Annotated in this window: 17 protein-coding genes; 10 read left to right on the forward strand and 7 right to left on the reverse strand. The window is 59.8% G+C overall.

Translation table 11 applies throughout. From position 1 onward, the window contains the following. Window positions 1-23 precede the first annotated feature (23 nt). Window positions 24-671 carry a pyridoxamine 5'-phosphate oxidase gene (gene pdxH, locus IB269_RS07425; RefSeq protein WP_043796748.1) on the reverse strand — a complete coding sequence of 216 codons (648 nt, stop codon included), beginning with the start codon at window positions 669-671 and terminating at the stop codon, window positions 24-26. Window positions 672-723: 52 nt separating this feature from the next. Here pdxH and IB269_RS07430 point away from each other — a divergent pair, with 52 nt between their 5' ends. Continuing rightward, on the forward strand, window positions 724-1296 hold the full coding sequence (locus tag IB269_RS07430) for an NTP transferase domain-containing protein (RefSeq protein WP_063325992.1): 573 nt from the start codon (window positions 724-726) through the stop codon (window positions 1294-1296). Between the two features lie 2 nt (window positions 1297-1298). On the opposite strand, the gene IB269_RS07435 is transcribed toward IB269_RS07430, so the two are convergent. Beyond that, window positions 1299-1862, reverse strand: a complete 564-nt coding sequence (locus IB269_RS07435) for a MarR family winged helix-turn-helix transcriptional regulator (protein ID WP_192366778.1) — start codon at window positions 1860-1862, stop codon at window positions 1299-1301. A gap of 243 nt (window positions 1863-2105) precedes the next feature. On the opposite strand from IB269_RS07435, the gene IB269_RS07440 reads away from it, so the two are divergent. Genes IB269_RS07440 through IB269_RS07460 form a run of 5 tightly spaced genes read left to right on the forward strand, consistent with a single transcriptional unit; the run spans window position 2106 to window position 7543 of the window. Next, a complete protein-coding gene (locus IB269_RS07440; RefSeq protein WP_016451723.1) occupies window positions 2106-3089 on the forward strand; it encodes a Bug family tripartite tricarboxylate transporter substrate binding protein in 984 nt (327 codons plus the stop codon). Between the two features lies 1 nt (window position 3090). After that, window positions 3091-5385 carry a xanthine dehydrogenase family protein molybdopterin-binding subunit gene (locus tag IB269_RS07445; RefSeq protein ID WP_016447073.1) on the forward strand — a complete coding sequence of 765 codons (2295 nt, stop codon included), beginning with the start codon at window positions 3091-3093 and terminating at the stop codon, window positions 5383-5385. Then, the gene (locus IB269_RS07450) at window positions 5378-6274 is read left to right on the forward strand and encodes an FAD binding domain-containing protein (RefSeq protein WP_192366779.1); all 897 of its coding nucleotides are present in this window, start codon (window positions 5378-5380) and stop codon (window positions 6272-6274) included. The genes IB269_RS07445 and IB269_RS07450 overlap by 8 nt, the downstream gene beginning before the upstream one ends. Next, entirely contained in the window at window positions 6271-6777 is a 507-nt protein-coding gene (locus IB269_RS07455) for a (2Fe-2S)-binding protein (RefSeq protein WP_043820455.1), read from the forward strand. Before IB269_RS07450 ends, IB269_RS07455 begins: the two co-directional genes overlap by 4 nt. Beyond that, window positions 6767-7543 (forward strand): CoxG family protein, encoded by a 777-nt coding sequence (locus IB269_RS07460; RefSeq protein ID WP_192366780.1) that lies wholly within the window; start codon window positions 6767-6769, stop codon window positions 7541-7543. Before IB269_RS07455 ends, IB269_RS07460 begins: the two co-directional genes overlap by 11 nt. A 21-nt stretch (window positions 7544-7564) precedes the next feature. Here IB269_RS07460 and IB269_RS07465 read toward each other — a convergent pair whose 3' ends face one another. Beyond that, window positions 7565-8203 carry a superoxide dismutase family protein gene (locus tag IB269_RS07465; RefSeq protein WP_013802272.1) on the reverse strand — a complete coding sequence of 213 codons (639 nt, stop codon included), beginning with the start codon at window positions 8201-8203 and terminating at the stop codon, window positions 7565-7567. 135 nt (window positions 8204-8338) lie between these two features. After that, a complete protein-coding gene (locus IB269_RS07470; RefSeq protein WP_013802273.1) occupies window positions 8339-8965 on the reverse strand; it encodes a gamma-glutamylcyclotransferase in 627 nt (208 codons plus the stop codon). Window positions 8966-9204: 239 nt separating this feature from the next. On the opposite strand from IB269_RS07470, the gene IB269_RS07475 reads away from it, so the two are divergent. Continuing rightward, window positions 9205-9729: an OmpA family protein gene (locus tag IB269_RS07475; RefSeq protein ID WP_192366781.1), complete on the forward strand. Its 525-nt coding sequence runs from the start codon at window positions 9205-9207 to the stop codon at window positions 9727-9729. An 87-nt stretch (window positions 9730-9816) separates the two neighbouring features. Here IB269_RS07475 and gloA read toward each other — a convergent pair whose 3' ends face one another. Next, window positions 9817-10266, reverse strand: a complete 450-nt coding sequence (gloA, locus tag IB269_RS07480) for a lactoylglutathione lyase (RefSeq protein WP_043796127.1) — start codon at window positions 10264-10266, stop codon at window positions 9817-9819. Window positions 10267-10598: 332 nt separating this feature from the next. Between gloA and IB269_RS07485 the strand changes: the two genes are divergently transcribed. From IB269_RS07485 to IB269_RS07495, 3 genes are all read left to right on the forward strand, one after another. Then, on the forward strand, window positions 10599-11255 hold the full coding sequence (locus IB269_RS07485; RefSeq protein ID WP_013802276.1) for a response regulator transcription factor: 657 nt from the start codon (window positions 10599-10601) through the stop codon (window positions 11253-11255). Between the two features lie 114 nt (window positions 11256-11369). Next, on the forward strand, window positions 11370-14315 hold the full coding sequence (locus IB269_RS07490; protein WP_225613984.1) for an ATP-binding protein: 2946 nt from the start codon (window positions 11370-11372) through the stop codon (window positions 14313-14315). A gap of 64 nt (window positions 14316-14379) precedes the next feature. Then, window positions 14380-15075 (forward strand): response regulator, encoded by a 696-nt coding sequence (locus tag IB269_RS07495; protein ID WP_081816131.1) that lies wholly within the window; start codon window positions 14380-14382, stop codon window positions 15073-15075. Window positions 15076-15086: 11 nt separating this feature from the next. Here IB269_RS07495 and IB269_RS07500 read toward each other — a convergent pair whose 3' ends face one another. Both IB269_RS07500 and IB269_RS07505 read right to left on the reverse strand, forming a co-directional pair. Further along, window positions 15087-15875 carry an Hpt domain-containing protein gene (locus tag IB269_RS07500; RefSeq protein WP_225613985.1) on the reverse strand — a complete coding sequence of 263 codons (789 nt, stop codon included), beginning with the start codon at window positions 15873-15875 and terminating at the stop codon, window positions 15087-15089. A gap of 258 nt (window positions 15876-16133) precedes the next feature. Further along, a complete protein-coding gene (locus tag IB269_RS07505) occupies window positions 16134-16409 on the reverse strand; it encodes an H-NS family nucleoid-associated regulatory protein (RefSeq protein WP_013802280.1) in 276 nt (91 codons plus the stop codon). Between the last annotated feature and the right edge of the window lie 366 nt (window positions 16410-16775).

Genomic DNA, 16775 nt, shown 5'->3' on the forward strand with positions numbered 1-16775 from the left:
AGCAGCGCCGGCAATCCAGGGGATCAGGGCGCCAGGCGTTGGCGCAGCCAGGTTCCAGATTCCAGCTGGTAGCACAGGCGGTCATGCAGGCGGCTCTTGCGGCCTTGCCAGAATTCCCAGCGTTCGGGCACGAGCCTGAATCCGCCCCAGTGCGGCGGGCGCGGCGGGTTCAGCAGGAATTGCGCGCCGTACTTGGCCGCATTGGCCACCAGCACGCTGCGGCCGCTGATGACCTGGCTTTGCGGACTGGCCCAGGCACCGATGCGCGAGTCCAGCGGGCGGCTGTTGAAGTAGGCGTCGCTTTCGGCATCGCTGACCTTTTCCACGCGGCCCTCGATGCGCACCACGCGCTCAAGCTCCACCCAGTGGAACTGCAGCGCTGCAAACGGATTGCCCGCCAGTTGCTGGCCCTTGCGGCTGTCGTAGTTGGTGTACCAGACCAGGCCGCGCTCGTCGTAGCCCTTGATGAGCACGATGCGCGTGCTGGGCCGCAGGTCGCCGCCCACGGTCGCCAGCGTCATGGCATTGGGCTCGGGCACCTGGGCGCTCAGGGCTTCCTGCAGCCATTGGTCAAACTGCTGCAGCGGATCGGCCAGGGAGGCCGATTCGCTCAGTTCCGCGCGCTCGTAGCTTTTGCGCAGATCGGCGATCGAGGTGGAAATGCTGCTCATGGCCAGCATTGTGCCTGCGCCCGACCTCCCATTTGCTGCGCTAGAGTTGCGCATGCTCAGAGACTTCAAAGGCCGCCCCTGCGTGATCATCCTCGCCTCGGGCCGTGGCGAGCGTTTCCGCGCGTCGGGCGGCACCATGCACAAGCTCGCCGCGCCGCTGGGCGGCAGCACCGTGCTGGAACACACACTGGCCGCCGTCCGCGCCAGCGGCCTGCCCTGGCATCTGGAAGATGCGGGCCACCCCGGAATGGGCGATTCGCTGTCTGCGGCCGTGCGTGCCACAGCCGATGCGCCAGGCTGGCTGGTCTTGCCGGCCGACCTGCCGCTGGTGAGTCCACAGACCTTGCTGAAAGTGGCCGATGCATTGCATGCAGGGGCCCGAGCCGCCCAGCCTGTCCATCAAGGCGAGCGTGGACATCCCGTGGGTTTCGGCGCCGCATGCGGCGCGGCGCTCATGGCGTTGAGCGGAGAGAAGGGCGGGGCGCCTGTGCTGAAGGCGCTGCGCGAAGCCGGACATGTGGTTCAGGTCGATGTGGACGATGCTGGTGTGCTCACCGACATCGATACGCTGGACGATCTTGCGCGCGCTGAGGTGTTGCTGCAGAACCGGCCTGAAGTGGGCTGAATTCAGGCTTCGCCGTCTGCCGTAGCGGGGCCGCCGGTCGCTGGGTCGGCTTGGCTGCCTTGGCAATAGCCGCGCAGTTTGAGCAAGGCCCGATACATCACCTCCCGTTCCTCCTGCGTCAGCGCCAGCAGAGCAGCGGCTTGGTGTTGCCGGGCCACGGGCATCACCTCGTCATGCAACTGCCGGCCCGCAGGCGTGATGGAGCACAGGATCTTCTTGCGTGGAGTGGAGCCTTGCGCCAGCAGGGCCACCAGGCCGCGTTCCTCGAGCAGCCGCAGCGCCCGGCTCACCAGGGCCTTGTCCGAAGTGGATTGAACCACCAGCGCGCTGAACGGCAACTCGCCTGCATGCGCGACAAGGGCCAACAGCCGCCACTCCGAAACCGTCAAGCCCGCCGTATCGGCATAGGGCACGGTGATGGTGCGCCGCAGCGCATTGCCCACCTGGCTCATCAGCGTGGTCAGAAAGGCATCGACGGTCAGGCTGCTGCCTGCCTCGTCAAGGTGGGTCCAGGGATTGCCTGCGGGCGTGCTGGGCACGGGGAGAGGAGAAGGTGGGATGGACATGTTCCCATCAATTGTTTCACAGGCTGCCTGATGTTTGTGTTGTGGAATTTCTTTAGATAAATCAATAGAGGTCAATCGGTGTTTTCGGTAAGTTGATTCATCAACTTACTGGAGAAAATCGTCATTGATTCTTTTGAGGATCAATGTTTCATGAGTGAATCGTTTGGATTCATCCCATAGCCAGCCCCAGCTGCCATGCCCGTATCTGACCGATGCATGTCCGCGCTTTCAAAGGAGCCAGTGATGACACCCCATCGTCGGCAAGGCCTGACCATTGCAGCATTGGCTTTTGCCACCGCCGTCTGTGGTCCGGCATTTGCACAGGACTACCCCGCCAGGCCGATCACCGTGGTGGTCGCCTATCCCGCAGGTGGTGACACGGACGCCATGGCGCGCCTGTTCGCCGAAAAGCTCACGGTGCGTCTGCGCCAGCCCGTGGTGGTGGACAACCGGCCCGGGGCGGGCGGCACCGTGGGCAACAACCTGGTTGCGCGGGCCGTACCCGATGGCTACACGCTGCTGTTCACGCCCAACCCCTTCACCATCGCCCCCATGGTGATGAGGCTCCCTCCTGCCGCGACCTATGACCCCTTGAAAGGTTTCACCCCCGTTGTGCAGACCGCCAGCCAGGCCGTGCTGCTCGTGGCCCATCCCTCCACGGGATTCAAAAGCGTGGCCGACATGGTGGCTGCGGCCAAGGCCGGCAAGACGCTCAGCTACGCCAGTCCCGGCGCAGGCTCGCCCATGCACATAGGTGCCGAGTGGCTGAACCGCGCTGCCGGAGTGAGCATTCAGCATGTGCCCTATCGAGGCGTGGCACCGGCCGTCAACGATGTGGCAGCGGGCCATGTAGGACTGGCCTACGTCACGCTGGGGCCGGTGGCCCAGTACATCCAGGCGGGCAAGCTGCGCGCGCTGGCCGTGACCGACCCGAAGCGTTCGCCCCTGCTGCCCGATGTGCCTTCGCTGGCGGAACTGGGCTACAGGGACATCGCCGCGGGTGCCTGGAATGGCTTCTTCGCGCCCAAGGGCACGCCGGCCGCCGTGGTGCAGACCTTGAACACCCATCTCAACGAGATCCTCAGGATGCCGGAGGTGGCGGCAAAGATGGCCACCTTCGGTGCCGTGCCCGTGGGCGGGTCGCCGCAGGTGCTGGCCGATGTCAACGCTGCCGACTACGAGCGCCTGGGCAAGGTGATCCGCGAACTCGGCATCACCGCTGAATGACATGAATACCTCGAATTCCACGCTGGGCCGCGAGACGGCCCAGGTCACGGCGCTGTCCAAGGTACTAGGTCGTGCCCAGTACGCGGGCGACCTCAAGCTGCCGGGCATGCTGCATGCCAAGCTGTTGCGCAGCCCCTATCCGCATGCGCGCATCGTGCGCATCGACATTGCTGCAGCGCGTGCGCTGCCCGGTGTGAAAGCCGTGCTGACCGGGGCAGATGCACCGCGCACGCCCTGGGGCGTGAGCCACAAGGAGCGGCGCATCCTGGCCGACGGCCTGGTGCGCTTTGCGGGGGAAGAGGTGGCAGCCGTGGCTGCCGCCACAGAAGAGATCGCCCGCGATGCGCTGGACCTGATCGAGGTCGAGTACGAAGAACTGCCCGCCATCCTGTCGCCCGAGGAAGCCCTGGATGAAGAAGCGCCCGGCGTTCATCCGGGCCGGGGCAACATCGCCCACGAGATCCGCTTCGAGCGCGGCGATGCCGATGCCGGATTCGCCGCAGCTGATCTGGTTCACGAAGCCACGTACACCACGCATGCGCAGTACCCGGGCTACCTGGAACCCATGGCAACCCTGGCCTCCATCGACGCCGATGGCCGCCTGTTGGTACAGACCTCCACGCAGTCGGTTTTCCTGGCGCGTGCCCGGCTGGCGGCGGCGCTGGAGCTGCCGGTGTCCGCCATCCGCGTGGTGCAGGCCACCACGGGCGGCGGCTTTGGCGGCAAGATCGTCGAGGACGACAACCAGCTCGTGGCGGGCCTGCTGGCCCTGCGCACCGGGCGGCCCGTGCGCCTGGTCAACAACCGGCTGGAGGACTTCCTGGCCTGCTGCTCCAGCGTCCCTGAGCGCATCACGCTCAAGCTGGGCATGGCGCGTGATGGCCGCATCCTCGCCAAGCAGGTGCACATCGTTGCCGAGTGCGGTGCCTATGCGGGTCTGTCGGCCGAGGTCATGCACGTCAGTGCCATGCGTAGCGACAACATGCACAGGCAGGGCAACGTCCGATCGCACGCTACCCTGGTCTATACCAACAACCCGCCGCACGGCGCGTTCCGCGGCTTTGGCGGTACGCAGATGCTGTTCGCGCTCAACAGCCACATCCACATCATGGCCGAGCAACTGGGGCTGGATCCGGCCGAAGTCCACAAGCTCAATGCAGTGGAAGCCGGCGACGTGACAGTGCATGGCTGGAAGATCGGCAGCGCCGGCCTCAAGGAGTGCATAGACCAGGCCACCGATGCCATCGACTGGCGCGGCAAGCGCGCCCGCCCCCGCCAGGCCCTTGGCGCCCGCCGCAGGGGCGTGGGCATGGCCGCGGCCATGCATGTCAGCGGCAACCGCACCATGGGCAACTGGGACGGCTCCACCGTGGTGGTGCGCATCCATGAGGATGGCCAGGTGCTTGTGCTCAGTGGCGAGTGCGACATGGGCCAGGGCGCGGCCACCATGCTCAGCCAGATCGTCGCCCATGAACTCACGCTGCCGTTGTCGCAGGTCCGCGTGGCCGCACCCGACACGGACAGCACCCCCTTCGCCATAGGCTCGCTGGCCTCGCGCGTGACCATGGCTGCAGGCAATGCCGCCATAGGTGCCGCGCAGGCGGCCCGCAGCAAGCTGCTGGCCCTGGCCGCCGTCGTGCTGGAGGCGCAGGTCGACGACCTGGAGCTGGCCGATGGTCAGGTGCGCGTGCGCGGCACCGACCGTGCGGCAGGCATGGCCGAGCTCGCACGCCAGCACATCTGGCGCCATGGCGGCGAGGGCATACAGGTCAGCCACACCTGGGATGCCCAGACGCAGATGCACGACGCCCAGCTGCACGGCAACATCGCGCCGGCCTATTCCTTCGCGGCCCAGGCAGTGGAGGTCGAGGTCGATACGGAAACCGGCCAGGTCCGGGTGCTTGACAGCTATGTGGCCGACGACTGCGGCAAGGCGCTGAACCCCGTCGCCATCCACGGGCAGACCAACGGGGCCACCGTCCAGGCCATGGGCTGGGCCCTTTACGAGCAACTGCACCTGGAAGGCGGGCGCCTGGCCAACGGCAACTTCGCCGACTACACCATGCCAACGGCCGACGCCGTGCCCTTGCTGCGCGGCGGCTTTGTCGAGTCCAACGACCCCAACGGCCCCTATGGCGCCAAAGGGGCCAGCGAAACCGCCATCCTGCCGGGAGCGCCTGCCATCGCCAACGCCGTGTACGACGCCATCGGCGTGCGCATATGCGATCTGCCGATCACGCCCGAAAAAATCCTGGCGGCGCTGCGCGCACGCGCCGAGGAGGGCCGTCATGCATGACTTCGACTTCCTGGAGCCCACCTCGGTGGCGGAGGCCAGCCGGTTGCTGGCCGAACTGGGCGAGGACTGCCGCGTGATCGCCGGTGGCACGGCCTTGATGCTGGGCATGCGCCAGCGCATGCTCGCGCCCACGCACCTGGTCTCGCTGGCTGGCATCGATGCGTTGCGCGGCCTGGACTTCGACCCGGTGCGTGGCCTGCGTATCGGCGCCCTGGTGCGCCATGCCGAACTGGCGGCCTCGCCGCTGGTGTCGCATCACTATCCTGTCCTGGCCGGCATGGCTCAGCGCATGGCCAACCCGCAGGTGCGCAATCAGGGCACGGTGGGCGGCAATCTCTGCTATGCCGACCCCTCCACCGACCCGCCCGGCTGCCTGATGGCATTGGGCGCCCAGATCGTGCTGGCCAGCGCAAGAGGCGAGCGCCTGTTGGACATCGAGGACTTCCTGGTCGACTACTACGCCACGGCGCTGGAAGGCGACGAGATCGTCAGCGAGATCCGCGTGCCGCCCATGGGGCAAGGAGACGACCTGCGCAGCGGTGTGTACACGCGCTTTCTGCGCACAGCGGCCGAACACCGGCCGCTGGCCAGCGTGGCCCTGGTGGCGCACACCGCCGGGGGCATCTGCCGCGACGCGCGTCTCGTCGTGGGCGCCTCTACGCCCATACCCGTGCGCCAGCGGCGCGCCGAGGGCTTTCTTGAAGGCCGTGCCCTCACCTGGGCCTTGGCGGCCGAGGCGGGTGACATCGTCGCGGCCGACATCACACCGGTTTCGGACCTGCGCGGCTCGGCGGATTTCCGCCGAGAAATGGTGCGCGTCAACGTGCGGCGCACCGTGGCCGAACTGTTTGGCCTGGACCTGGCACTGGAACAAGGAGAGCTGGAATGAGCCGACATCGCATCGAATGCACCGTCAACGGCGAGCCCTGCAGCGTGGACGTGCCTGCGCGCCGGTTGCTGTCGGATTTTCTGCGTGATGACCTGCACCTGACGGGCACCAAGCGCGGCTGCGAGACGGGCGTGTGCGGCGCCTGCTCGGTGCTGCTGGATGGCGAAGTGGTGAAGTCCTGCCTGCTGCTGGCCGTGCAGGTCCAGGGCCGCGCGCTCACCACCATCGAAGGCCTGGCCGACCGTAATGCTGGGGGTGCGGGCGCAGACCCGTCACAACGGCTGCACCCGCTGCAGCAAAGCTTCATGCAATGCGGCGGCCTGCAGTGCGGCTACTGCACACCGGGCTTCATCATGGCCGCCTGCGATCTGCTGGGGCGTAACCCCCTTCCCGGCGCGGACGAAGTTCGCCATGGCCTCAACGGCAACCTGTGCCGTTGCACGGGCTACACCCAGATCGTGGAATCGGTCCTTGTGGCCGCGGAGAAAATGCATGGAAATTGAGAAAACCCTGACTGTTTCGGCCTCGCGAGAGCGGGTATGGGCCTTGTTGCTCGATCCCCAGGTCATGGGAGGTGCCGTGCCGGGCATGCAGTCCATCGAAGTGGTCAGCCCCACCGAATACGTGGCGGTGATGCACCAGAAGATCTCCTTCATCAGCGCCAGATTCAAGCTGCGCACACGCATCGTCGAGCAACGCGCTCCCGAGTATCTGCGCGTGGAAGGAACGGGAGAAGACACCTCGGTGGCCAGCTCGCTCAAGCAGCGCAGTGAAATCTTCCTGAGCGCCACGCCGGATGGAGGCACCGAACTGCGCATCAAGATCGACGTGGACCTGCTGGGCCGTCTGGGCGCCTTCGGCCTGAGCGTGATGAAGACCAAGGCCGACCGAATATGGGAGGAGTTCGGTAACAATCTGGCCGCGCGGCTCGAAGGCGGGGGAGGGGAGCCCGCTGCGGGCGAGGCGACCATGCGGGCGCCTGCACCTGTCGCGCCCGCGCCGTCCTCCGAGCCAGCCAGCGAAACGGTGGTGCAAGCCCGGAATTCGCCAGCACCAGCGCCAGCTTTGGAGCTCTCCTCCACGGCCCAAGACCTGCGGGGCCGTGGCTGGTGGGGGCGGCTAATCGGCAGCTTGAGCGGTGAAGGCAGCGCGGGCGCTGCCGACACCATTCATGTCGAGCTGCGCCGTGGCGATACCACGGTCAGCGTCCAATGGCCGGGCGCGCGCGCCGAGCAGTGCGCGGCGTGGCTGAGCGACTGCCTGCGCTGAACGCAGACCCGGCCGAGCACATCAACCGCGCGTGATCACCGCACAGGCCAGGCGCGCGCCCGAGTTGCCGGTGGGTTGCGTGGTGTAGTCGTCCGGGTCCTTGTGCACGATCAGGCCACGACCCACCACGCTGTTGGGGCCCTGGTCCAATGCCAAGCCGCGCGACACGAAGTCGATGCTTGCCATGCCTTGCGCATCGGATCGCAGGCTGGGCAGGTCGCCCGTGTGATGGGTCGAAGAATCGAAGCGGCCATGGGCCTGGCCGGTCGGGTTGAAGTGGCCGCCTGCGCTCAGGCCGTCAGGGCTGGAGCAATCGCCTTTTTCATGGACGTGAAAGCCGTGCTCGCTGTTCGGCGCCAGCCCCTGGACGGAGCCCTGCACGCGCACGCTGCCATCGGCCTGTGCCGTGAACTGCAGGCTGCCGCTGACCTTGCTGCCTTGCGTGGGCTGCAGCTGGGCCATGGCCACATTGCGGGAGGCGGGCGCTGTCGTGACGGCTGCCGGGGTCGAGGCGGAGGCTGCGGCAGGAGGCTTGGGCTGGCTGCCACAGGCGCCCAGGGCCAGCACCATGCCGGCAGCCATCAACAGCTTCACGGCGGTGGACGGGGTGGAGGGCTGCGAAGTGGCGGCGTGGCTGGATTGGGAAGCGTTCAAAGGCATGGCGGCAATCTCCTGTTTGGAATGGGAACTGAAAAAGTCACGGGGGCGCATGGCGCGCAGCCGCCATCATGCAGCGTGCGATGCGGCGGCCATGTCGGAGAGCGCAGCGTTCTGTGGCCGTGCGCGGCGATGGCGTCAAACGGAGCCTTGCCGCGCGCCTGCGTCGGGCTGGCCCGCGTAGCTGAGCAGGCGTTGCAAGGCGCGGTCCCGGATGCCGAGGCGCTTGAGCTCATCGAAGGTTGCGCGCGCATAGTCATGCGTGCTGCCGTAGATGCCCTTGGCCTCGCTGAAGATGCGGCGATAGTCTTCGGGCGCCAGCTCGCCCGTGTGATTGGGGCTTTGCCGGGACAGCGTGAACGCCAGCGCCTGCACCGTGCCCTGGCCGGTGCGGCAGGGCAGCCAGCGGGGGTCATAGACGGCATTGGCCATCTCGCGCTGCCACAGCTTTCTCATGACGTCATGGCCGTGGTGCCGGGGAATGCGGAACACCATGCCCTGGCAGCTGCCGCCGGACAGCATGCCAAAGACCAGACCAGGGTTCTGGGGCGTGCCGCGGTTGATGGTGCTCCACATCTTCAGCGCCCGGTGCCAGCCAAAGACACGCGCTGTGCGGCGTTCGCAGAAATCGAAATCCGGCCGCCAGATCAGCGAGCCGTAGCCAAAGATCCAGAGGTCATCGCTCCCACCCCATCGGTGCAGCGCCTCGTCCAGCATGGGCTGTGACTCTCGGCGGGCGAATGAAAATTCTGGCAGGGCGGACATGGGCGCGACAGCATGAAAGAACAATGACGTTTTAACGCCTGGACGCCCAAACGGTGCACAAGCGCGTGCTTTGCCCTTGCAGGGCTGGTCTTCTGTCTCCGCCGCACCACAGTTTTTGCCAGCCGTCAGCGCGGGGTTTGGGCGTGGCACGGGGCCCTCGACGGTGGCCCTCTACAATCCACCGGTTTTTCGCAGTCTTTCTGGTTTTCATCCAACAGCTCATTCACGGAGAGTGCTTCATGTCCTTCAGTCATTCCGACGACGACAGCCAACAACGTTTTGCCCTGGGTTTCCTGTTCGCGCTGATTGCGCTCGTCGTCTCCACGGTCGTTGGCGTCGTCGTCTACCAGCGCGGCATTGCGCATGGCCCGACGAAGATGGCAGGCGGCGCTTCCCCTGTGGCAGCAATGGTGCCCGTGGTCTTGGAGGAAGATGTGGCCCGCGTCGTTGTCGAAAACGGCGTGGTCAAGTTCTACTTCGCATCGGCCAAGGCCGAACTGGCCGCGGGCGCCAATGAAGCGCTGGCCGACGTGGTCGCCGGTGTGAAGGGCGGCAAGCGCGCCGTGATCTCGGGCTACCACGACGCCACGGGCAGCGCCGAACTCAACGCCGAACTGGCCAAGAAGCGCGCCCTGGCAGTCCAGGCCGCCCTGTCCGCTCTGGGCGTGGCTGAGGAAAAGGTCGAACTCAAGAAGCCCGAGCAGCTGCAGGCTGACGGCAGCAACGCCGAAGCCCGCCGCGTGGAAGTGATCCTGGTGGACTGAGCCTCAGCCTTGCCGCTGTAAACGACCAAAAAGAAAAGGCCCGGAGCGTCAATCGCTCCGGGCCTTTTCTTTTGATGGCTGCGTGGATCAGGAATTGCGCAGCGGGTCGAACTTCGCGTCACCGTCAGGCTGGGTCCCGGCATGGGCTCGCGAATTCTCTTGTATGAGTTCGATCTTGTAGCCGTCCGGATCCGTCACAAAGGCAATCACCGTGGTGCCGCCCTTGACGGGGCCTGCCTCGCGCGTCACGTTGCCGCCGGACGCCTTGATCTTCTCGCAGGCGGCATACGCGTCCGGCACGCCAATGGCGATGTGGCCATAGGCCGAGCCCATGTCATAGGCCTCGGTGCCCCAGTTGTAGGTCAGCTCGATCTCGGCTTGGGCCGGGTTGCCGCCCTCGAAGCCCAGGAAGGCCAGGGAGTATTTGTACTCCGGGTTCTCGGAGGTTCGCAGCAGCTGCATGCCAAGAACCTGTGTGTAGAAATCGATGGAGCGCTGGAAGTTGCCAACGCGCAGCATGGTGTGGAGGATTCGCATCCCTCGATTGTGCCGGGATTCCGCCATCTCTTCAGCCGCCCGCCAGCGCCGCAGTGATCTCATCGCGCACAGGTCTGGCGCCTTCCCGCAGATCGGGCACTTCAGGTCCCGACGGCATCTGGCCCGAATCCATTCAACCATTGATTCAACTGTCTGTTGAATTCTAGGAGTGGGGCCTAGGACTGGTACCCGATTTTTCGGCAATAAATCTTGCAAATCAGACAAATCTTAGATTTTTGGATTGAAAAATCAGACAAATCCAATTAAATCCTAGTAGCCGGCTGCCTAGAATAGGAATGTTCTTCGTGCGAATTATCTTAATTTTTTGAGTCATGAAAAATTTCGTCTTGCGGATATTAATTGCCGATGACCATCCGGCAGTTCTGGCAGGCATAGAAAGTGTTTTGGAGGATAAGCATGAAATAGAGATTGTAGGTCGAGCGAAAAACTCCACGGAAATCATAAGCTTTCTGAAGAAAAACGAATGTGATGTTCTGGTAACTGATTACTCCATGCCCGGTGGAACCTACGGTGATGGTCTGGTGATGCTGAATGTCATTCGGAAAAGATTTCCAAGTGTCAAGATCGTCATGCTGACAATGATCGAGAATATTGGAATCATCAAATCTCTTACCAACCAAGGAATCTACAGAATTGTCCATAAAACGGATTCTTTGGGAAGTCTGCTGCCCGCCATCTACGCTGCATACACGGATGGTCAATTCATATCTCCCAGTGCAAGCAAGCTGCTGGGAGGAGAGTGGCTGGGCGCGGTGCGGACATCGATAGAACTCTCAAAACGGGAAGAAGAGGTTCTGCTTCTTTTCATCTCTGGCATGACGGTGTCCGAGATAGCAAAAAAGCTCTATCGCAGTATCAAGACGGTCAGCACGCACAAGGTGGCTGTCATGAACAAGCTGGGTATACGCAAGGACATTGATCTCATTCGCTATGGAATTGAGATGGGCTGGATTGACGTAAGAAAATAGGTGCAGAAATGCAGCGTCATTGCCGCAGACGATCCGACCAAGCTCCATGCCATCCGCAGCTTTCTTGCAAAGATTTCTTTTATTACATGAGGAGATCCACAGCCTGATCGATGGTTGTATCTTGATGCCCAGATGGAAATATATAAAAAAGAGGCTGGAGAAAAGGAAGAGCTCCACCTTCTGACCAAATACAACAAGACACTGCTTTTTGGCGGTGGCCTGGTTTTCTCTCTTCTTATCATTGTTTTGGCAATGCTTGCGGCCCTGTTCGAGCTCAATGACTTCATGGAGGAAAGAAGAGCAGTATTCCAGAGCAAGAGAACCCGGGTTTTGGTGGAAATAGAAACAAAGCAAGTGATTATGATGCGAGGAATCATTGCATCAGAGTTGCTTTGGGGGCAGACGCACACATCTCATCCCGGTGTCTTTGCCGGGGCAGATGCTGTGATGGCAGGGGTGAGTCCTGTAGTATTGCTTGAGAATAAGATCAACAAGAATGTACACAAGCACTACAGAGATATGTTGGGAGAGCTGGCATATTTGGCAAATTCCAGCTTTCTTCAAAATGGAAGAGCAATATCTGCCTATGTCTTCAGCCCGGACAGATCGTTCATAGGCGTCCTTGTGCCGCAGGTGCCAAACGAGCATGAGCGAAAAGACATGCTCTTGAAACTCAGGGAACAGATTTCGACTTTGCCTGAAGATAACGGCACCATCATTCCGTCCGTCCAGCTGCGTCATCCCATATGGCTGCCTCCGAGTAAAAGCATTCTGACCGGGGAGATGTCATTTCAGATTGTTGTCTCGGCTTTCCAAGATGGAAAGCCATTTCTCACGGTGGTGAGCGACATGCCGACTCAATATATTGAGAACCTTATGCAGCAAGGTGAAGGCAGGAACTCCTTGTTTATTATTGATTCTCAAGGCAACGTTGCGTTGGGTGGGGGGGAGATCGGCGATGCAATAGGGGATTTTTTTGATATCGAGGCGTCGAAATTTCACGGAGGTCTGATAAGTAGATATATTTTGAGCAAGTATGGTGCCGTCTATAGGAATGGATATTTTTATTACTATTCGAGGATATCAAATACGAACATGATACTTCTCCAGGTGTTTTCCTGGAAAGATGTGTATTTAAATGGGAAGTCCCTTGTATATTTGCTGTTTTCATTGATATTCATCATTTTTTTCTGGTGTTTTTTGATATATTTTTATGATAGGGTTTTTATTCCAATATATGGAAAAGCCAAGAATGTGTTCGACACGGAACATCTGAGCCGCACCATCATTGCCATGGCGCCTTATGGACTTGGTCTTCTTGATTTCAAGGAAAAGAAGATGCTGTTGGAAAACAGCATGATGTACAAGTACAAAGAAAGCATGGTGTTGGATGATAAGTCTTCTGGTGAGCGGTTGATTGAATATTTTCTCAGATTCTACGGTGAGAAATATCTGAGTGGAAAAAAGACTGAATATTTTCCGGTAGTCAGCGAAGTCGTGATCTCTTACAACGGAACAGTTGCAGAGCTTTCAGTGATCATGGTGAAGGCCAAATATCAGGGGCGGCATGTCCTGCTGTGTGGATTTGCCGATATCACTGCGCACAAGCAGGTGCAAAGAAATCTGGAAGATGCCAAAAAGGCGGCAGAAGAGGCGAACCAGGAAAAATCTTCTTTTCTTGCTGCCATGAGCCACGAGATACGCACGCCACTGAATGCAATATTGGGCAATCTGGAAATACTGGGAAGAAGCTCCATGTCAGAAGAGCAGCAAACCAGGCTCACCACCATATCATCTTCATCCCATTCTCTTTTGACCCTGCTGAATGATGTTCTCGACTTCTCGAAGATCGAGTCTGGTCAGATGAGTGTGGAATTGGCCAGCTTTGATCTCAAGTCTGTGATCCGGCAGGTGGCTGCCATTTACAAACCTTTGGCTGCGGAATTAGGTATAGGATTTTCCTTGATCATTGACCATTCGCTGAGGGATGGATATATAGGCGATGGGGAGAGAATAAAGCAAATCCTCAACAATCTTCTCAGCAACTCCTTGAAATTCACCAAGGCCGGCAAGATTGACGTATTTGCATCAGACAGGGCCGGTGAGCTCAAGATCAAAGTGTCAGATACCGGGATAGGCATTCATCCCTCACAGCACCCCTTCATCTTTGATGCATTCAAGCAGGCAGGCTCGGATATAGCGGCGGAATTTGGTGGTACGGGGCTGGGCCTGACGCTGTGTCAGCGTATGGCACATCTCATGGGCGGGGAAATCAGGTTCTTCAGCGTGCCGGGAAAGGGCAGCATTTTCGAATTGACCTTGCCCGCATGCCACGCCCAGCCTGTTCCTGCTTCCTTGGGTTGGGACGATGGCGATGTCATGCTTGCAGACGATGAAAGCGCAGGTTATTGCGCAAGGATTCTCATCGTCGATGATCACCCGGTCAACAGGCTGCTGCTTCTGGATCAGCTGAAAATCCTCGGCTTCAAGGCGGAATCTGCAGAAGGCGGGGAATCCGCATTGCGAATGATGTCGCAGAATATCTATGACCTGGTTCTTACGGACCTGCAAATGCCTGGAATGAGCGGTTATGCACTTGCTCAGCGCATCAAGCAGAATTATCCGGGAGTTCCTGTGGGAGCAATAACGGCACATGCAGGCAAGCAGGAAAAATTCAAATGTGCGAAATTTGGCATCGCAGATATTCTTGTCAAGCCGGCCTCCTTGAAAAACATCAAGGAATTCATTGGGAAAAATATAGGAAAGTCTGGCAAGGGTGTCGCTGAAGCTGCGGAAGTTCCGGGCAGCAGATTGCCTTATCGTGATGTATTGATTTCAGCAACCGAAAGCTCATTGGCTGCGTTGAAAAAGCATTTGCTGCAAGGGGATCTGATGGCTGTGCACCGTGAAATTCATGCCATGAAAGGGTCATTTGCGGTGGCTGGGCTGAAGGATAGAGTGGAAGATATGGACCGATTATCATCTCTTGTCAATATGCGGCACCTCCGTGCAGTGGATGATGCCCTGACTGACCTGCTGGAGAACCTGAAAGATATCTGATGAGCCATGGTGCAATGATGCTGCACTGAAACGATTGTGTTTATTCCGTTGATGGTGCCAAATCATGTTTTCCAATATGAATCATAGAAAAGATTTGAATATATCCGTACTGCTGGCTGATGATCATCCTGGAATCATCTCAGGCATCCGGCATGAGCTGTCTTCCGAGCTGGAAATCCTGTTGAAAGCCAGTGTGTCAAACTCAACCGATCTGGTGAAAAAGTTGGATGAGGGTGGCTTTGACGTGCTTGTGTCGGATTACTCCATGCCTACGGGTCAATACGGAGATGGCTTGAATCTGTTTGGCTATATATCCAGAAGATTTCCTAACCTGGGTTTGGTGGTTCTGACCATGCTGGACAATTCGGCCATTCTCCAGGCGCTGGGCAAGGTGTCGAACATCAGCATCGTGAGCAAGGCGGACCCGGTGCTGCATCTGGTTCCAGCCATCCATGCCGCCTATACAGGAGGCACCTACTTCTCTCCCGCCATTTCCGAGCGACTGGAAAAAATGAATGCGGGTGTCATGGGAGGCGAAGGAAAATCACCGGGGGTGCTCAGTCCCAAGGAATCGGAGGTGGTAAGGCTTTATGCGGCCGGTTTGCGTATCGACGAGATTGCGGCCAAGCTGAACAGAAGCAAGAAAACCATCAGTACCCAGAAAGTCAAGGCCATGCACAAGCTTGGAATTGAACGAGACATTGATCTGATGAAGTATGCCCTTGAGTGCGGATGGGTGACCTCATCGAGATCTCAATGACGGCCGGTTCTCTATCTGCCGTTCAAGGTCCGGATTTCTTCCAGGAGCTGGTCAAGCTGCAGTTCCAGCGCCAGCAGCGAATGCGCATGGTGCATCAGCCCATCATGGTTGATGCCGTTTTCCAGGCCGGCGCAGCGTATTGACAGCTCAGTCAGGTCAAAAAATCGCAGTGAACCGGAAAGATTGTGCAGCTCTCTTTGCACATCCTTGCGATTCTTGCTGGATTTGATGATCGCCAGCGACGAACGTGCAGACTCCAGAAAGGCCGTTCTGATGGGGGCCGGGATCTGTTGAAAATGGGCGACGTCATCGGTCGACGAAATGCGGCCGCTGTTGGCAGGCCGGGGCTGAACGGCCAGTTGCAGTGCATCAAAGAGGCCTTGCAGCGAACGCCAGGAGACTTCGATGATGCGGGCGTTGATCACCTTGGGTTGCAAGGGGTGATCAGCCTCGCATTCGATGATGCTTGCAGCTCCTGCCACCAGGCGGTTTTCATCCTTGGGATTCCAGGACGTTTTCGATCCGCAAAGCACAACAACCTGGAACTTCTGAAGGCGATCCTGGCGAATGGCCGTGGGATGGTGGCAGGCGGTGGTCGCCAGGCCCCAACTTTTGAGGTGTGGGAGCAGATGGGCGTGCAGTTCATCGGATGACGAGATGAACAAAACCTGCTCGCCTGAAAATGACAAAGCGGAGGAGGGGGGCTCTTCTGTGGTGGTTATCGATTCGGCGGCAGTCGAGAACGTTTCAGAACGGTATGGTGTGGGTGCACTGTCCAAGGTGGATGTCTGTTTTTTCATGGGTGGCCGAGCATCTGGAGCCGGCATCTGCAGCCAGTCACTCGCTGGAGGCTTCAGATCCGGCTGGAAGATTGGACCACGGCATCCATCCATGGTGCATGTTTAAGGACATGTCCATAGAGCATTCTTGTTTCACCTGCGCGGCGCCTGGCCTTGGAAGCCCAAGCCGGGAATTCATGTGTGGCAGCAAGTGCCGCCAGAATGAAAAAAGCCTGCAGAGAACTGCAGGCTGTTTTCATGGAGGCGTTTATCCAGGCTTCAGATGGCGAACTGGGCGCGATCCTTGTCCTTGATCCAGGCGGGGGGCTTGCCACGGCCGGTCCAGGTGTCACCGGTTTCGGGATTGCGGAACTTGGGGGCCACGGTGGAGGGGGCACGGCGTGCCGTGAAGATGTCGTCGGCAGTCAGGCCGTAATCCTGAACCAGACCGCGAATCTTGGCGATCACATCACTGACTTCTTGCTTGCGTGCTGTCTGGATCTGGGCCTCGAGTGCCTCGCGCTGTGCCAGAAGTTCTTTGTATGTGGTGTTCACGGTAGTTTGCCTTTCATGGATTGAAGCGCGAATATTAACGGTTTTTTAAGAACAAGTTTGCATGCTTTCGATCATTTTCTCCTATGACTGCCATTGGCCCTCCTGACCGTGTTCAAAATGATCGGTCAACGCCAGGTAAAGGCCATGTAAAGAGCTGGCAGTTATGGAGCGCTGTATGTTCCGGAGCCCTTCAAAATCCTGTATGTCCTCGCTTTCAGGTTTGAAGCGCGGTGGTTCACAGGAGTGAGTGACCGGCTGCGAAGGAGTTTGGGCTTATTGAAGGGGATGTGAAAGGCGATGCCGTGATCAAACTGCACCGCACATTGGAAATTCTTGAAGTCCAGTCTGTACGCTGTTTGCCAGCGG

Source organism: Delftia sp. DLF01 (assembly GCF_014852125.1).
Lineage (GTDB): Bacteria > Pseudomonadota > Gammaproteobacteria > Burkholderiales > Burkholderiaceae_C > Comamonas > Comamonas acidovorans.

Excerpts from the sequence above, each read along its gene's own strand:
- IB269_RS07450 (WP_192366779.1), top strand. The coding sequence starts at position 5,378 with ATGCATGACTTCGACTTCCTGGAGCCCACCTCGGTGGCGGAGGCCAGC.
- IB269_RS07460 (WP_192366780.1), top strand. The coding sequence starts at position 6,767 with ATGGAAATTGAGAAAACCCTGACTGTTTCGGCCTCGCGAGAGCGGGTA.
- gloA (WP_043796127.1), bottom strand. The coding sequence starts at position 10,266 with ATGCGAATCCTCCACACCATGCTGCGCGTTGGCAACTTCCAGCGCTCC.
- IB269_RS07455 (WP_043820455.1), top strand. The coding sequence starts at position 6,271 with ATGAGCCGACATCGCATCGAATGCACCGTCAACGGCGAGCCCTGCAGC.
- IB269_RS07445 (WP_016447073.1), top strand. The coding sequence starts at position 3,091 with ATGAATACCTCGAATTCCACGCTGGGCCGCGAGACGGCCCAGGTCACG.
- IB269_RS07465 (WP_013802272.1), bottom strand. The coding sequence starts at position 8,203 with ATGCCTTTGAACGCTTCCCAATCCAGCCACGCCGCCACTTCGCAGCCC.
- IB269_RS07440 (WP_016451723.1), top strand. The coding sequence starts at position 2,106 with ATGACACCCCATCGTCGGCAAGGCCTGACCATTGCAGCATTGGCTTTT.
- IB269_RS07430 (WP_063325992.1), top strand. The coding sequence starts at position 724 with ATGCTCAGAGACTTCAAAGGCCGCCCCTGCGTGATCATCCTCGCCTCG.
- IB269_RS07500 (WP_225613985.1), bottom strand. The coding sequence starts at position 15,875 with ATGAAAAAACAGACATCCACCTTGGACAGTGCACCCACACCATACCGT.
- pdxH (WP_043796748.1), bottom strand. The coding sequence starts at position 671 with ATGAGCAGCATTTCCACCTCGATCGCCGATCTGCGCAAAAGCTACGAG.
- IB269_RS07435 (WP_192366778.1), bottom strand. The coding sequence starts at position 1,862 with ATGTCCATCCCACCTTCTCCTCTCCCCGTGCCCAGCACGCCCGCAGGC.
- IB269_RS07485 (WP_013802276.1), top strand. The coding sequence starts at position 10,599 with ATGAAAAATTTCGTCTTGCGGATATTAATTGCCGATGACCATCCGGCA.
- IB269_RS07470 (WP_013802273.1), bottom strand. The coding sequence starts at position 8,965 with ATGTCCGCCCTGCCAGAATTTTCATTCGCCCGCCGAGAGTCACAGCCC.
- IB269_RS07495 (WP_081816131.1), top strand. The coding sequence starts at position 14,380 with ATGTTTTCCAATATGAATCATAGAAAAGATTTGAATATATCCGTACTG.
- IB269_RS07475 (WP_192366781.1), top strand. The coding sequence starts at position 9,205 with ATGTCCTTCAGTCATTCCGACGACGACAGCCAACAACGTTTTGCCCTG.